Annotated in this window: 13 protein-coding genes; 3 read left to right on the top strand and 10 right to left on the bottom strand. The window is 71.3% G+C overall.

The annotated features are described in order from the left end of the window. Nucleotides 1-303: 303 nt before the first annotated feature. Both OG594_RS05375 and OG594_RS05370 read left to right on the top strand, forming a co-directional pair. Nucleotides 304-1,284, top strand: a complete 981-nt coding sequence (locus OG594_RS05375) for a fatty acid desaturase (protein WP_266595674.1) — start codon at nucleotides 304-306, stop codon at nucleotides 1,282-1,284. After that, on the top strand, nucleotides 1,284-1,955 hold the full coding sequence (locus tag OG594_RS05370; RefSeq protein WP_266602632.1) for a TetR/AcrR family transcriptional regulator: 672 nt from the start codon (nucleotides 1,284-1,286) through the stop codon (nucleotides 1,953-1,955). Before OG594_RS05375 ends, OG594_RS05370 begins: the two co-directional genes overlap by 1 nt. A gap of 72 nt (nucleotides 1,956-2,027) precedes the next feature. Here OG594_RS05370 and OG594_RS05365 read toward each other — a convergent pair whose 3' ends face one another. Continuing rightward, a complete protein-coding gene (locus OG594_RS05365) occupies nucleotides 2,028-2,420 on the bottom strand; it encodes a VOC family protein (RefSeq protein ID WP_266602630.1) in 393 nt (130 codons plus the stop codon). Between the two features lie 2 nt (nucleotides 2,421-2,422). Continuing rightward, nucleotides 2,423-3,280, bottom strand: coding sequence for a trans-aconitate 2-methyltransferase (locus OG594_RS05360; protein WP_266595672.1), 858 nt, complete (start codon nucleotides 3,278-3,280; stop codon nucleotides 2,423-2,425). 161 nt (nucleotides 3,281-3,441) lie between these two features. Between OG594_RS05360 and OG594_RS05355 the strand changes: the two genes are divergently transcribed. Beyond that, nucleotides 3,442-3,939: a MarR family winged helix-turn-helix transcriptional regulator gene (locus tag OG594_RS05355; RefSeq protein WP_030008906.1), complete on the top strand. Its 498-nt coding sequence runs from the start codon at nucleotides 3,442-3,444 to the stop codon at nucleotides 3,937-3,939. On the opposite strand, the gene OG594_RS05350 is transcribed toward OG594_RS05355, so the two are convergent. The 8 genes from OG594_RS05350 to OG594_RS05315 all read right to left on the bottom strand — a co-directional run bounded on the left by OG594_RS05350 (nucleotide 3,898) and on the right by OG594_RS05315 (nucleotide 15,579). Continuing rightward, nucleotides 3,898-4,668, bottom strand: coding sequence for a response regulator transcription factor (locus OG594_RS05350; RefSeq protein ID WP_266595669.1), 771 nt, complete (start codon nucleotides 4,666-4,668; stop codon nucleotides 3,898-3,900). The two genes, OG594_RS05355 and OG594_RS05350, sit on opposite strands and share 42 nt — an antisense overlap. Before the next feature lie 500 nt (nucleotides 4,669-5,168). Beyond that, nucleotides 5,169-6,128, bottom strand: a complete 960-nt coding sequence (gene galE / locus OG594_RS05345; protein ID WP_266595667.1) for a UDP-glucose 4-epimerase GalE — start codon at nucleotides 6,126-6,128, stop codon at nucleotides 5,169-5,171. 113 nt (nucleotides 6,129-6,241) lie between these two features. Then, nucleotides 6,242-6,934: a LuxR C-terminal-related transcriptional regulator gene (locus OG594_RS05340; protein ID WP_266595665.1), complete on the bottom strand. Its 693-nt coding sequence runs from the start codon at nucleotides 6,932-6,934 to the stop codon at nucleotides 6,242-6,244. Nucleotides 6,935-7,076: 142 nt separating this feature from the next. Further along, nucleotides 7,077-8,786: a PQQ-binding-like beta-propeller repeat protein gene (locus OG594_RS05335; protein WP_266595663.1), complete on the bottom strand. Its 1,710-nt coding sequence runs from the start codon at nucleotides 8,784-8,786 to the stop codon at nucleotides 7,077-7,079. 43 nt (nucleotides 8,787-8,829) lie between these two features. After that, on the bottom strand, nucleotides 8,830-10,470 hold the full coding sequence (locus OG594_RS05330) for a PQQ-binding-like beta-propeller repeat protein (protein WP_266595661.1): 1,641 nt from the start codon (nucleotides 10,468-10,470) through the stop codon (nucleotides 8,830-8,832). 248 nt (nucleotides 10,471-10,718) lie between these two features. Continuing rightward, on the bottom strand, nucleotides 10,719-12,350 hold the full coding sequence (locus OG594_RS05325; RefSeq protein WP_266595659.1) for a PQQ-binding-like beta-propeller repeat protein: 1,632 nt from the start codon (nucleotides 12,348-12,350) through the stop codon (nucleotides 10,719-10,721). A gap of 69 nt (nucleotides 12,351-12,419) precedes the next feature. Next, nucleotides 12,420-14,222 carry an ABC-F family ATP-binding cassette domain-containing protein gene (locus tag OG594_RS05320; protein ID WP_266595657.1) on the bottom strand — a complete coding sequence of 601 codons (1,803 nt, stop codon included), beginning with the start codon at nucleotides 14,220-14,222 and terminating at the stop codon, nucleotides 12,420-12,422. A gap of 28 nt (nucleotides 14,223-14,250) precedes the next feature. Next, nucleotides 14,251-15,579: an acyltransferase family protein gene (locus OG594_RS05315; RefSeq protein ID WP_266595655.1), complete on the bottom strand. Its 1,329-nt coding sequence runs from the start codon at nucleotides 15,577-15,579 to the stop codon at nucleotides 14,251-14,253. Nucleotides 15,580-15,648: the final 69 nt, after the last annotated feature.

Below are 15,648 nucleotides of genomic sequence, written 5' to 3'. Positions count from 1 at the left end.
GACGTGCGGCGATGCCTTCCCCGGACTCGGTCCGGGGGCGGGATCTCCGCTCCTGATGCGCAGCTCGGGCTGCCCGTGCGGACCGCGCTGTCCGACGGGACCCAGGATAGGTGTCCGATGCGTGTGCCTGGACAAACGTCTCATCAGGCGGCGCGTGAACACCTCGCGCGCGCTCCTTCTCCCGGCGCTGCCCCTCTTGCCTGCGCACCCGGCTTTGCCATACTTACGATGCCGTAGGTTACGGGTCCGTAGGGTTCGTAACCAGGGAGCCCGCCGACTTCTCTCACCCCCCAGGGGACACCCATGACCACCAGTCCCGATCTGATCGAGGGCGCCTCCGCACCCTCCGACACGTCCGAGCCGTCCGCGACACTCGGCGGCGAGAACAAGCGCTCCATCGAACAGATCGCCCTGCTGCTGTTCATCACCGTGCCCTTCGTGGCCCTGCTGGCGGCGGTCCCGCTGGCCTGGGGCTGGGGGGTGAGCTGGCTGGACCTCGGCCTGATGGTCTTCATGTACTTCCTGGCCTGCCACGGGATCACCATCGGTTTCCACCGCTACTTCACGCACGGTTCCTTCAAGGCGAAGCGGCCGCTGCGGATCGTGCTCGCCGTGATGGGGTCGATGGCGGTGGAGGGGCCGCTGGTGCGCTGGGTGGCGGACCACCGCAAGCACCACAAGTTCTCGGACCACGAGGGTGACCCGCATTCGCCCTGGCGGTTCGGGGAGACGCTGCCGGCCCTGATGAAGGGGCTGTGGTGGGCGCACATCGGTTGGCTGTTCGACGAGGAGCAGACCGATCAGCAGAAGTACGCCCCCGACCTGATCAAGGACCCGGCGATCCGCCGGATCTCGCGGGACTTCATCTTCTGGACGATCTTCTCGCTGGCGATCCCGCCGCTGGTGGGCGGTCTGGTGACGATGTCCTGGTGGGGCGCGTTCACGGCGTTCTTCTGGGGCTCCCTGGTGCGGGTCGCGCTGCTGCACCACGTGACGTGGTCGATCAACTCGATCTGCCACGCGGTGGGCAAGCGGCCGTTCAAGTCCCGGGACCGCAGCGGCAACGTCTGGTGGCTGGCGGTGCTCTCCTGCGGGGAGTCCTGGCACAACCTGCACCACGCCGACCCGACCTCGGCGCGGCACGGTGTGCTGCGCGGCCAGGTCGACTCCAGCGCGCGGCTGATCCGCTGGTTCGAGCAGCTGGGCTGGGCGACGGACGTCCGCTGGCCGTCGGCGGCCCGCATCGACGCCCGGCGCAGGGAAAACGAGTCGAACGCGGCATGATGGGGGACGTGGCGATCGACGGCAGTAACTCCAGCAGCGACAAGCCCAGGCGCGGCCGCCGGGTCCGGATGACGGGCGCGGAGCGGCGCCAACAACTGCTGGACATCGGCCGGACGCTGTTCGCCGAGAAGGGCTTCGAAGGCACCTCCGTGGAGGAGATCGCGGCGAAGGCCGGGGTGTCCAAGCCGGTGGTGTACGAGCACTTCGGCGGCAAGGAGGGCCTGTACGCGGTCGTCGTGGACCGGGAGATGCGCCAGCTGCTGGACGGGGTGACGGGCGCGCTGACGGCCGGGCACCCGCGGGAACTGCTGGAGCAGGCGGCGTTCGCGCTGCTGGACTACATCGAGTCGTACACGGACGGTTTCCGGATCCTCGTGCGGGATTCCCCGGTCGCCCAGTCGACCGGCACCTTCGCCTCGCTGATCAGCGACATCGCCACGCAGGTCGAGGACATCCTGGGGCTGGAGTTCAAGGCGCGGGGCTTTGACCCCAAGCTGGCCCCGCTGTACGCGCAGGCGCTGGTCGGGATGGTGGCGCTGACCGGGCAGTGGTGGCTGGACGTGCGCAGACCCAAGAAGGCGGAGGTGGCGGCGCACCTGGTGAACCTGGCCTGGCACGGGCTGGACGGGCTGGAGTCGAAGCCGCAGCTGGTGGGCCGGCGCAAGAACTGAGCCCCGTACGCGGACCACGACGGCGCCCCGTCACCGGAGATCCGGTGGCGGGGCGCCGTCGTGTGGTGCGTCTTATGCGCAGGGCTCCGGCGCTGCCGGTTCCGGATGGTGCCGTTCCAGGAATTCGAGCCGGTTGCCGACGGGGTCCTCGGAATAGAAGCGGCGGTGGCCCGGCAGGTCGTCGTCCCAGACCACCGTGGCCCCCCGCTCCCGCAGTCTGCTCGCGTACGCCTCGATATCGCTCACCCGTAGCCCCGGATGGGCCTTGCGGGCGGGCCGGAAGTCCTCCTCCACGCCGAGGTGCAGCTGGACGGGCCCGGCGGCGAACCAGCAACCCCCACGGGCGGCGAGGACCGGCGGCTTGGGGATCTCGGTCATGCCGAGGACGTCCGTGTAGTACGCGCGGAGGAGGTCCTCCGAGTCGGGCGGCGCGGCGAGTTGCACGTGGTCGACTGCGGTCAGCACGGTCATGCCTCCTTGCGGGCTACGGCGAAGATGCGGCGGAACGGGAAGACGGTGCCGCGCGGGCCGGTCGGATAGGCCGCGCGCAGCCGGTCACGGTATTCGGTGAGGAAGGCGTCCGCGGCGTCGCGGTCGTCGCCGAGGGCGGTGAGGACGGGCCGCAGGGCGGTGCCCTTGACCCAGTCGAGCACGGGGTCGGGGCCCTGGAGCAGTTGGTAGTAGGTGGTCTCCCAGATGTCGGCGGCGCAGCCGAGCTCGGTGAACCGGGCGAGGTATTCGGCGGGTTCGAGGAGATGGATGTAGCGGGCGCCGTGACCGGCGAGCCGGGCCCGCCAGCGCGGGGTGTCGCACTGCTGGGCGAGCAGGGCGTGGCTGGGGGCCGTGAAGTTGCCGGGGATCTGGAAGGCGAAGGTGCCGCCGGGGCGCAGGCCGTTGATCCAGGCACCGAAGGAGCCGGGGTGGCCGGGGACCCACTGCAGGGCGGCGTTGGAGACGATCAGGTCGTAGGGCTCCTCGGGGAGCCAGGTGGCGAGGTCCCCGTGACGGAAGTCGAGGCCGCCGCCGCCGGGGGTGGGCCCGGCGTACTCCGCGGTGGCGCGGTCGAGCATCTCCGGGGAGAGGTCGAAGCCGGTGATGCGGGCCTCGGGCCAGCGCTCGGCGAGGAGGGTGGTGACGTTGCCGGGGCCGCAGCCGAGGTCGGCGATGCGGGCGGGGCGCTGGGGGAGCTCGGGTATGCGGGTGAGCAGGTCGAGGAAGGGCCGGGTGCGGTGGCCCGAGTGCCGGAGGTACTGCTGGGGATCCCAGGTGGGGGCGGAGGGCGCGGTGGACGTGGGGGTCCCGGCGCGCGCGGTATCGGAATACATGTTCGAGCCTCCCTGCTGGCGGGGCGATCGGAAGCGGAATCCGTTCCGGCCCCCTCCATGCCCCATGCTCGCTTCATTTATATCTCGATGTCAAGATACTCGTGATCGAGATACTCGGTATGAAGAGACTTCACATCGACAGACCCCTTACACTGATCGGCATGGAGGACGAGGTCGACCGACTGGTGGCGGCATGGCGGCGGGAGCGCCCTGACCTCGACGTGGAACCGCTCGAGGTGCTGAGCCGCGTCAGCAGGCTCGCGCGTCATCTCGACCGGGCCCGCAGGCTGGCCTTCTCCGAGCACGGCCTGGAGCCGTGGGAGTTCGACGTCCTGACGTCGCTGCGCCGCGCCGGCGCGCCCTACCAGCTCTCCCCCGGCCAGCTGTTGACCCAGACCCTGGTCACCTCCGGCACCATGACCAACCGCATCGACCGGCTCGCCAAGAAGGGCCTCGTCGAACGGCTCCCGGACCCCAACGACCGCCGGGGGGTCCTGGTGCGACTCACCCCCGAGGGCCGGGACCGCGCCGACCAGGCCCTCGCCGGGCTGCTGGCCCAGGAACGGGCGATCCTGGCCCAGCTCTCGCAGAGTCAGCGCGGCGATCTCGCCGGGCTGCTACGCCAGTTGACCGCTCCGTTCGACAACATCCCCGGCTAGGTCGGCCGGCCGTACGCCGGCCCGCCGGGCCAGTGCCACGGCGGCCAGCGTGGAGTGCACGCCGAGCTTGCCCAGCACGTTCTGCATGTGGGTGCGGACCGTGTGCGGGGACAGGAACAGCCGCGCCGCCACGTCCTTGCGGCCCAGACCCGCCACCATGCAGCGCAGCACCTCGTGTTCGCGCGGGGTCAGCGACTCCACCAGCCGCTCGCTGTCCGTACGGTGCTTGCGCGCCGCGGTCAGCTCCCGGAGCACCCCGGTGAGCAGTGCGGGAGGCAGGTGGGTCTCCTCGCGCAGGACCCCGCGGATCACTGCCAGCAGCCGGGAGAGCGAACAGTCCTTCGCCACCCAGCCCGAGGCTCCCGCCTGGAGCGCGAGGGCGGCCCGGCGGGGGTCGTCGCGCTCGGCGAGCACGACGGTGCGCACCCCGGGGTGGGGCACCCGCACCCCGGCGACCAGCGCGATCCCGTCCGAGCCGGGTGGCGGCGGTGGCCCGGAACCGGACTCCCGCTGGGCGGGCACGGCCCCCGGCACCGCGCCGAGATCGGCGTCGACCAGCAGGACGTCGAAGCGACGACCCTCGGCCGCCGCGCGTTCGAGGCAGCGCAGCGCGGCGGGACCGCTGCCGGCCGCGGACACGTCCACGTCCGGCTCGGCCGCGAGCGCGGCTGCGAGCGATTCGGCGAAGATGCGGTGATCGTCGACGACGAGAACCCGGATACGAACCACAAAACCCCCAAGGGTAGGGGAACGGACGACGGCGGGTACGGCGCCCGGACCGGGTGATCCGCAGCTGCCCCGGCCGCCGCCGTGACATATCTGCATTACCCCGGACCGGACGACGTACCCGACTTGTCTCGACCCCTGAATCAACACCGGCCCCCACCGGTGTCACGCATCAGCGTAGGGCCGGGGGCGTCCGACGGTTGGCCGAATAGCAGAAGTTTTCCCAGGGATTTTCCGGCGCGGGCGTTCCCAACCCCTTCCATGGTGGCTGAAAATCGCCTGTCGCAAAGGTCCTGATGGCGGCGTCGGTACCGGCGTGTGCCGCGGGCAGTTGCACGGGGGGCATTTCACCCGGCGTGTGCACGCCGCGCGCCCGCGCACGGCGCCCGTCCGCAGCGCACACCCGACACGCACACGCCCCCCGCACCGATCGGGGTGCGGGGGGCGCGCAGGACCGGGGGAGGTCCGGACGGAGTCCGGACCTCCCCCGAGGCCCGGGAGGTTCAGGAGGTGTGCGTACGCGCGAAGTTCCACGCGTCCGTGATGATCCCCGTGAGGTCCGGGCGGCTCGGGGTCCAGCCGAGGCGCTCGTGGGCCGTGCGCGCTGAGGCGACGAGCATCGCCGGGTCGCCGGCCCGGCGCGGGGCGACCACCTCGGGGATCTCCCGGCCGGTGACCTTGCGGACGGTCTCGACGACCTCGCGGACCGAGAACCCGTTGCCGTTGCCCAGGTTGCAGATCAGGTGCTCCCCGCCGGTGGCGGCCCGCAGGGCGGCCAGGTGGGCCTCCGCGAGGTCGGCGACGTGGATGTAGTCGCGCACGCAGGTGCCGTCCGGGGTCGGGTAGTCCTCGCCGAACACCGAGATCGACTCGCGCTCGCCCAGCGCGACCTGGAGGACCAGCGGGATCAGGTGCGTCTCGGGGGTGTGGCGCTCACCGAACTGCCCGTAGGCGCCCGCCACGTTGAAGTAGCGCAGGGACACCGCGGCCAGGCCGTGCGCCACGCACTCCCCCGCGATCATGTGGTCGACGGCCAGCTTCGAGGCGCCGTACGGGTTGGTCGGCGCGGTCACCGAGGCCTCCGTCAGCAGGCCCTCCGTCGGCTCCCCGTAGGTGGCGGCGGTGGAGGAGAACACCAGCTTGCGCACGCCCGCCCCGCGCATCGCGGCCAGCAGGGCCAGCGTCCCGCCGACGTTGTTCTCCCAGTACTTGCCCGGGTTCACCACGGACTCGCCGACCTGCGAGGAGGCCGCGAAGTGCAGCACCGCCTCGTAGGAGCCGTCCACGTACCGGGCCGCGTCCTGGATCCGGCCCTCGATGAAGGTGGCGCCCTCCGGGACCCCCACGCGGAAGCCCGTGCTCAGGTCGTCGAGGACGGTGACCTCGTGGCCGGCCTCCAGAAGGTGGGCCGCGACCACGCTGCCGACGTATCCTGCGCCACCGGTTACCAGGTACTTGCTCACTCGCCTACTGCCTCTCGCGCGGGAGCACGCGCGGGTACGTGCGCGTGCGTGGACACTGGCTTACCCGATTCCGCGCCCACGGGGAAATCGGGGGCCCCGCCCCGGCCGGTACGTCAGCCGTGCGCGGCGGCGGACGGCAGCGTGGGCAGCGCCCGGTCCAGCAGACCGGTGCGGGCGGCCAGCGCCGCCGCCTCCAGCCTCGACCCCACGCCCAGCTTCATCAGCACCCGCTGCACGTGCGTACGGGCGGTGCTCGGGGCGATCTCCATGCCCGCGGCGATCAGCCGGGTGTCCTCGCCCTCGGCGACCCGGACGAGCACCTCCACCTCGCGCGGGGTGAGCAGCCGCAGCAGCCGGCTCCCCTCGTCGTCGGGCTGGGCGGCGGGGTTCAGCAGCTCGGCGAAGGCCCCCTGGAGCAGTTGCGGGGCGATCGCCACCTCCCCCGCCCTGGCCTTGGCCAGGGCCCGCTCCACGCCCTCGATGCGCTCGTCCTGGCGCACGTACCCCGAGGCGCCGGCGGCGAAGGCCGCCGCGATCCCGCGCGGGCTGGGCACCGGGCCCAGGACGACCACGGCGATCTGCGGACGCTCCCGCTTGATGCGGACGACGGGCTCGAAGATCCCGGGCTCGGCGGGGGTGGCGGTGCCGAGCAGGCAGACCTCCGGAGCGCGGCTGATGACCAGCTCGGCGGCGCCCGCCGCCGGCGCTGCGGCAGCCAGTACCCGGTGCCCGCGCAGCTTCAGGGCAGAGGCGAGCGCCTCGGCCAGCAGCCGGTGCTCGTCGACCACCACGACCCGTACGCCCATTGAGGAAGCACCCCCCACCCTTCTGACCCGGCAAGCTACACGCTTGTTCGACGGTGCGAGGGGGATACCGCGCAGAAGCCCCCGATCGGTGCGGACCGTTCGGGGGCTTTCGGCGGTGCCGTGCGGGATCGGCGCGGCCCCGTCAGCTCGCGGTGAAGGAGGCGAAGAGGTACTCCGGGTCGGCCTTCTCCCCCCACGGCTTGGCGGCGATCGTGCGCGAGATGAAGAACTTGCCGTTGCGGAAACGGTACTCGGAGTGATCGAACGAGTAGCCGGTCTCGATGCGGTGGCTCGCCTTGTCGTCCGGGTTCGCCATGAGGACGGTCTCCTTCATCGTCCTGCTGTCAATGCTGACGATCTGACCGCCCTTGTCGTACGGGGGGAACTTGTAGGCGATGATGTTCGACCCGTCCATGCGCAGCGGGGACATCGTGAACCGCTCGCCCGCGTCGGCGCGGTCGGTGGTCTGCTTGCCGGTCTCCAGGTCGAAGGAGAGCAGCTCGTTGGTGCGGCTGGCGGAGGCCTGGCCCTGGTGCTCGTACGACGGCAGGTAGAGCCTGCCGTTGCCGACCACCATGTTCGAGCACTTCTCGACCTCGGATCCGCACTTGGCGCCGAAGTCTCCGGAGGCGAGCGGGATGCGGGCCTTCAGCTCGCCCTTGGGGTCGACGACGAAGAGGTCGCTGATCCTCGTGCCGTTCTTCGCGGTCTTGCCGACGTCGGCCGCCACGATCAGGGGCTTGGTGGCGACGATGTTCGCGTCCTCGATGCCCTGGGAGAGCTTGTACGAGGCCGTGGGCGCGCCGGTGGCGGGGTCGAGGAGCTGCCCGTACAGCGTGTAGTTGGGGCTCTGGCCGCACTTGCGGATGGCGGCGAGGGCCTCGCCACCGCCGTAGCCGATGTCACGGCAGCCTTCTGCGTCGACCTTGGGCAGCCACAGGGACTTGCCGTCGGTGAGGTTCCAGGCGGCGCCGCCCCCGGAGACGCCGGCCGCGGCGACCGTCTTGCCGCTGAGGGTGACGTTGGAGAACGCGACGGGCTTGTCGCCGCCGGTGGCGCTCTTGGCGTTGCCGGACCAGACGAGCTTGCCGCTCTCCAGGTCGATGACGCCGACCTCGGAACACGGGACGGCCCTGTTCTCGGGCGTCGGCTGGGTGGGCTTGAAGATGACCGCCGTCTTGTTCTCGCTGACGTGCGTGGTCGCTTCGCAGAGCTCGCCGGGCAAGGGCAGCTCCCACTTCTTGCCGCCGTCGACGAGGTTGTAGCCGACGACCTTCCCCAGGTCGGACTTGACGAAGGTGGAGTCGGTCAGCCAGGAGCCGGCGACGGAGGCGACGTCGGTGGGGACCGGGCTCGGCAGGTTGAGCAGCGGCTTCGACTTCGGGTTGCCGGGCACCTTCTCGGTGCCGGGCACGTAGTCCTGGGCCTTGTCGTTGCCCGGAGAGGCGCTCGGGTTGGCGTCGGCCTCGTTCCCGCCACCGTCGCCGGAGGTGTACCAGAGGCCGCCGCCGACGATGAGGGCGATGGCCAGGACGGCCGCGCCGACGATCGTCAGCTGGGTGCGCTTGGCGTTGCCGCCGGCCGGGGCCGGGGGCTGCGGGGCGGGCACGGGGGCGCCGGGGGCCCCGTACGGCGACGGGGTGCCGGGCTGCTGCGGGTAGCCGTAGCCCGGCCCGGTCTGCGGGTACCCGTACGCGGGCTGCACGGCCGGCGGTTGCTGCTGCGGGGGCCCGGCCTGCGGCGCGGCCGGTCCGGACGGCGGCACGGGCGCGCCGAACCCGCCCGGCGGCGGGTCCTGCGGCGCGCCGAAGCCGCCGGACGGCGGCTGGCTGGGGGGCGGCGGGATACTCATCGGTTGCTGTTGCCTCTCGGTGGGCGGCTGCTCGGACGCGTTCTCACTTGCCGAAGGCCATCAGGAGCTTCTCCTCCGTGCCTTGGGCCATCAGTCGGAACGTGGAGATGAAGAAACGCCCGTCCACGTAATCGATCTTCGGGGAAAAGAAGGTGCTCTCGATCGGGGCGGAGGGGCCCGACGGGTGGCGCAGGAGCACGGTGGGGGTGCCCCCGGCGGCCGGGATCGAGAGGACCTCACCGCCCTGGTCCATCTCGGCCTGGCGGTAGGCGATCAGCTGCCCGTTCGCGGCCTTGAGCGGGACGATGGTGCGTGCTGTGCCCGCCGGGACGCGCCACTTGGCCTTGCCTGTGGTCAGGTCGAAGGCGACGATCTCGTTGGCCTCGCCGAGGTCGACCGTGGTGGGCAGGTAAAGGGTGTCCGCGTCGACGACGGCGGTGGCGCAGCCCTGCAAGGAGTCGTCGTGGGCCGAGCTGCAATGGATCGAGAAGTTGCCCTCGGCGGAGAGCGTGGCGCGCTTTTGGCCGTCGGGGCCGAGAACGACGATGGGCCGCTCCTTCGTGGTCTCGTTCCCGAGGTGCAGGACGATCGGGTCGAGGGAGTAGACCCGGCTGACCCCCCAGCCCTTGGGCAGGCGGTTGGTCCAGGTCTTCTTGCCGGTGACCGGGTCGGCGTCCTGGATCTCGACGGTCCCGTCGGCGTCGAAGCAGGTGGCGATGCCGATCAGCTTGCCGCTGCCGGCGGCGTAGCGGCCGGGCACGCAGCCCTCGGCCGGGCTGCCGAAGAGCTTCTCGCCGGTGCTGATCCGGAAGGCGGAGGCGCGGGTGAGCCGGTTGACCGTGACGGTGTCCCCGGTCATGGCCAGTTCGGCGTCGAGGAACGCGTCGAAGGCGCTCTCCTTGGCCACTTCCTTCGACCAGCCCGCCTTGCCCGTCTTGAGGTCGATCATCTGGATCTGGTTGCAGTCGGAGGTGTCCGACTCGCCGTTGCGGTACATGACGACGGCCTTGCCGTCGTCGGTGGTCTTGCCGTTCGTCGTACCGCAGATCTGCTCGGGGAAGTTGATCGTCCACTTCTCCTTGCCGTCGGCGACCGCATAGCCCGTGATCTTCTTGCCGACGGGCTTGGCGACGGTGTCGCCGAAGACCCACTGGCCCTTGCTGGCCACCCCGGCGCCGGGGCCGTCGACCTTGATGGTCTTGAGCCAGAGGACCTTGTCCTCGCCCTGCCTGCGGCCGGCGTTGAAGTCCGCCTGCAGATCTTCGCTGAAACCGCCGCCGTCACCCTTGCCGTCGCCCTTGTCCACCGAAGGAGAGCCGGAGGGCTTGGCATCGGCGGGCTGCTGCGCGACCGGCTTCGCGTCCTCGTCGCCGCCGGAGAAGACCACGTAGCCGACGCCCCCGAGGACCAGCGCGGCGGCCACCGCAGCGGCGACCAGCACGATCAGCTTGTTCTTCTTCGGCGACGCCGGGCCCGAACCGGAACCGGGGCCGCCCGGGCCCGCCGGCCACTGCTGCGGCACGGTCGGTGGCTGCGGCGGGTGCGCGGGCTGCTGGGCGTACGGGTTCTCACCCTGCGGCGGGAACCCGTACCCCTGCTGCGGCGGACCGGGCAGGTGCCCGTAACCGGAAGGCGTCGACGGCTGGTTCGGCGGCTGGTTCGGCGGCTGGGGCAGCTCGGTCATCAGCGCACGCTTTCGGCATCAGGAGGTCGGGGAGAATGACCTTTCTATCACTGACAGCGCACATACATCGGGCCGGTCCACCCCCTGTTCCCAAGGGAGGACCGGCCCGTGACGCCGCCGTGATCAGGCCAGTTGCCCCCGAAGTCCGACGGAATCCAGGACTGCTCGGCCGTCCCGCCCCGGTGCATCGCCAAATCCGCACGGTCCGGGTGGAGTTCGCGGCGCCCCGCGCCGGCCCGGACGCGCGGTCACTTGCCGAAGACCATCAGGAGCTTCTCGTCCTGGCCCTGGGCCCGCAGGTGGGTGGAGGAGATGATGAACCGTCCGTCCACGTAGTCCAGCTTCGGGAGGGGGAAGGTCCTCTCGATCGGGGCCGCGGCGCCCGAGGGGTGGCGCAGGAGCGCGGTCGGGGTGCCACCGGCGGCCGGGATGGAGAGGACTTCGCCGCCCTGGTCCTCCTCGGCCTTCCGGTAGGCGACCAGTTGCCCGTTCACGGCCTTGAGCGGGGTGAGGGTGCGCGTGCCCCCGGCCGGGACGCGCCACTTGTCCTTGCCGGTGGTCAGGTCGAAGGCGACGATCTCGTTGGCCTTGCCGGTGCCCGCCGCGGTGGGCAGGTAGAGGGTGTTCCCGTCGACGACGGCCGAGGGGCACGTCGCCAGGGACCGGAAGAGGCCGGTGTCGCCGCAGCCGACGGCGAAGCTGCCCTCGCCGGCGAGGGTGGCGGTCTGCTTCCCGTCGGGCCCCAGGACCACGATGGAGCGCTGCTTGGTCTGCTCGTTGCCGATGTCGATGACGGTCGGGTTCACCGAGTAGATGCTGGTGACCTTGAACTTCGCGGGGAGCCGGTAGGCCCAGCCCTTCGCGCCGGTGACGGGGTCGATGCCGTGCACCTCGGCGGTGGAGTCCTCGTCCGAGCAGGTGGCCAGGGCGATCATCTTGCCGTTGCCGGCCTCGTAGGAGTCCGGGTTGCAGCCGTCGCCCACCGGGCTCGCGAAGAGCTTGTCACCGTTGCTGATCTTGAAGGCGCTGGCGTTGCCGCCGCGGCTGACGGTGACGGTGTCCCCGATCATGGACAGGGCGGGGCTGGTGAAGATGTCGAAGAACCCCTCCTTGGGCACCTCCTTCGACCAGACCTCCTTGCCCGTCTTGAGGTCGACCACGCGCAGTTGGGTGCAGGAGGTGTTCTCCCCCTCGCCGTCGCGGTACATGACGACCGTCCTGCCCTCGGCCGTGGTCTGCGGGGCGACGGAGCAGATCTGCGCGGGGAAGGAGAGTGTCCACTTCTCCTTGCCGTCGGTGACGGAGTAGCCGGTGAGGTTCTTCCAGAGGGTCTTGACCACGGTGTCGCCGATGACCCACTGGCCGGCGGCGTCGACGCCCATGCCGGGACCGTCGATCTTGGTGGTCTTGAGCCAGAGGACCTTGTCCTCGCCCTGCTTGCGGCCGGCGTTGAGGTCCATCTGCGGACCGCCGCCGTCACCGTTGCCGTCGCCCTTGTCCACCGAGGGAGAGCCGGAGGGCTTGGCGTCGGCGGGCTGCTGCGCGACCGGCTCCGGATCCTCGTCGCCGCCGGAGAGGGCCACGTAGCCGACGCCCCCGAGGACCAGCGCGGCGGCCACCGCAGCGGCGACCAGCACGATCAGCCTGTTCTTCTTCGGCGACGCCGGGCCCGAACCGGAACCGGGGCCGCCCGGGCCCGCCGGCCACTGCTGCGGCACGGTCGGTGGCTGCGGCGGGTGCGCGGGCTGCTGGGCGTACGGGTTCTCACCCTGCGGCGGGAACCCGTACCCCTGCTGCGGCGGACCGGGCAGGTGCCCGTAACCGGAAGGCGTCGACGGCTGGTTCGGCGGCTGGTTCGGCGGCTGGGGCAGCTCGGTCATCAGCGCACGCTTTCGGCATCAGGAGGTCAGGAGGATGACCTTTCTATCACTGACCCGAACCGGACCCGCTCAGGCCTCTTCGGCCAGTTCCAACCAGCGCATCTCCAAATCGTCGCGGTCCGAGAGGAGTTCGCGCAGCTCCGCGTCGAGCTTGGCCACCTTGTCGTAGTCGGTGGAGTTCTCGGCGATCTGGGCGTGCAGGTTGCCCTCGCGGTCGGACAGCTTGTTCAGCTGCCGCTCGATCTTCTGGAGCTCCTTCTTCGCGGCGCGCGAGTCCCCCGAGGCGGTGGACTTCGCGGCGCCAGCGGACTGGACGGGCGCCGGGGCGGCCGCCTCGATCATCCGCTGCCGGCGCTCCAGGTACTCGTCCAGGCCGCGCGGCAGCATCCGCAGGCTCGCGTCGCCGAGCAGCGCCATCACCGTGTCGGTGGTGCGCTCGATGAAGAAGCGGTCGTGGGAGATCACGATCATCGAGCCGGGCCAGCCGTCGAGGAGGTCCTCCAGCTGGGTCAGGGTCTCGATGTCGAGGTCGTTGGTGGGCTCGTCGAGGAAGAGGACGTTGGGCTCGTCCATCAGCAGGCGCAGGATCTGCAAGCGGCGGCGCTCACCGCCGGAGAGGTCGCCGACCGGCGTCCACTGCTTCTCCTTGGTGAAGCCGAACTGCTCGCAGAGCTGACCTGCCGTCATCTCACGGCCCTTGCCGAGGTCGACCCGGTCGCGCACTCGCTGGACGGCCTCCAGGACGCGCAGCGACGGGTCGAGTTCGCCGACCTCCTGGGAGAGGTAGGCCAGCTTGACGGTCTTGCCGACGATGATCTTTCCGGCGGCGGGCTGGACCTCACCCTGGGTGCGGGCGGCCTCGGCGAGGGCGCGCAGCAGGGAGGTCTTGCCGGCACCGTTGACGCCGACGAGGCCGACGCGGTCGCCGGGGCCCAGGTGCCAGGTGAGGTGCTTGAGGAGTTCCTTCGGGCCGGCGTGGACGCTGACGCCTTCCAGGTCGAAGACCGTCTTGCCGAGGCGGGCGTTGGCGAACCGCATCAGCTCGGAGGTGTCGCGCGGCGGCGGCACGTCGGCGATGAGCTCGTTGGCGGCCTCGATGCGGTAGCGCGGCTTGGAGGTCCGGGCCGGGGCGCCGCGGCGCAGCCAGGCCAGCTCCTTGCGCATCAGGTTCTGCCGCTTGGACTCCTCGGTCGCCGCGATGCGGTCGCGCTCGGCGCGGGCGAAGACGTAGTCGCTGTAGCCGCCCTCGTACTCGTGCACGGCACCGCGCTGCACGTCCCACATGCGGGTGCAGACCTGGTCGAGGAACCAACGGTCGTGGGTGACGCAGACGAGCGCGGAGCGGCGCTCCTGGAGGTGCTTGGCCAGCCAGGAGATGCCCTCGACGTCGAGGTGGTTGGTGGGCTCGTCGAGGACCAGGAGGTCCTGGTCGGCGATGAGCAGCTTGGCGAGGGCGATCCGCCGGCGCTCGCCGCCGGAGAGCGGGCCGATGACGGTGTCGAGGCCCTGGCCGAAGCCGGGCAGGTCGAGGCCGCCGAAGAGTCCGGTGAGGACGTCACGGATCTTGGCGTTGCCGGCCCACTCGTGGTCGGCCATGTCCCGGATGATCTCGTGGCGGATGGTCGCCCGGGGGTCGAGGGAGTCGTGCTGGGTGAGGACGCCCATCCGCAGGCCGCCGGACTGGGTGACCCGGCCGGTATCGGGCTCCTCCAGCTTGGCGAGCATCCGGATGAGGGTGGTCTTGCCGTCTCCGTTACGGCCGACCACGCCGATCCGGTCCCCCTCGGACACGCCGAGGGAGATGCCGTCCAGCAGGGTACGTGTGCCGTACACCTTGCTGACTGCCTCGACATTGACCAGATTGACGGCCATCAGACGCGCTCCAGGGAAAGGGTGTGGATCAGCCCCTCAGCCTAACCCTCCGGGCCGGGGCAGACCGTTCTACGAGATACCAGCCTCCCAGTGCCATGGCGATCGCGGCCGGCGCGGTGACGGGCAGGGCGATCAGCGTGGCGCTGTGCCCGTCGAGCAGGCCGCCGAGGCCGGTCATGGACAGGCCCAGGATGCCGAGCAGGCACAGGGTGATCCCGAGAGCGGCGACGGGCCCGCCCGTGCGCCGGGCGGGGGCCGGTGCGCTCGGCCGGGGCGCCTCGAAGCGGCGGAACAGCGCGACGAGTCCGCCCGTGACCACGGCCGCGGCCAGGATACGTACCGGCACCTGCGCCCACCAGGCGGCCGTTGCGGGGGCCGGCAGGTCGAAGCCGAGGGCGAGCTGGGCCGCGTACGCGCCGAGCATGGCGGTCAGGTGCCACAGGAAGGCGGTCATGGCGAGGCCGTTGGCCGCGACCACCCCGCGCCAGACGAGCGGGCGGCGCAGCCAGGCGGTGGCGGGCCCGGCCGCCAGCTGGACGGCGCCGACGAGCCACAGGCCGTGGCAGAGCAGGGCGAGGGTGGGCGGGGCCATGTTGGAGACCTTCTCGCCGGGCATCCCGACCATGGACAGCGGGTACGGGCCGTACGCCACCAGCAGGGCGGCCGAGGCGAGTCCCGCGGCAGCGAGGACGGCGGGCCTGCGGATGCGGCCGTCGGCGCGCAGGAAGCCGAGCTGGTGGACGGCGAGCCAGACGAGGGCGAAGTTCAGGAACTCCACGTAGGGGACGCCGACCGCGAAGCGCAGTACGTCGACCAGTGCGGCCGCCCCGGCCAGGGCGGCGAAGGCGGCCCAGCCGTGGCGCTCGTGCAGCTTCAGCAGCGGCGGGGTGAAGGCGACCATGGCGAGGTAGATCCCGATGAACCACAGCGGCTGGGTGACGATCCGCAGTGCGGCCCCGGTCAGCGTTCCGCTGCCGTGGCCGGCGAGCTGCACGGCGAGCGCGGCCGCGGCCCAGACCAGGACGAAGACGAGGGTGGGGCGCAGCAGCCGCTGGAGCCGGGCCCGCAGGAAGGCGGCGTAGACGGGACCGTCGGTGCGGCGGGCCAGGGAACGGTAGGACAGGGCGTGCGAGAACCCGCCGACGAAGAAGAAGACCGGCATGATCTGCAGCCCCCAGGTGAGCACCTGGAGGGCGGGCACGAGGGCGAGCAGGTTCCCTATGCCGTCGCCGCTGACGGCGGCCATCAGCCAGTGTCCGGCGATGACGGTGCCGAGCGAGGCGACGCGCAGCAGGTCGACGTACCGGTCGCGGTCGACGGGGGTGGCCTCGGCCATGGCGCGTGCGCTAGCTGTCATGGGGCCACGGTGTCCCCCGCCGGGTGTCTCCCAACAGGGTGCGGATACTCAACTCCGGCCTAGGTACTG

Origin of the sequence: Streptomyces sp. NBC_01214, from assembly GCF_026340975.1 — a bacterium.
GTDB lineage: Bacteria > Actinomycetota > Actinomycetes > Streptomycetales > Streptomycetaceae > Streptomyces.
The sequence above is the reverse complement of the archived record's forward strand: the minus strand, read 5'-3'. Positions and strand labels throughout refer to the sequence as shown.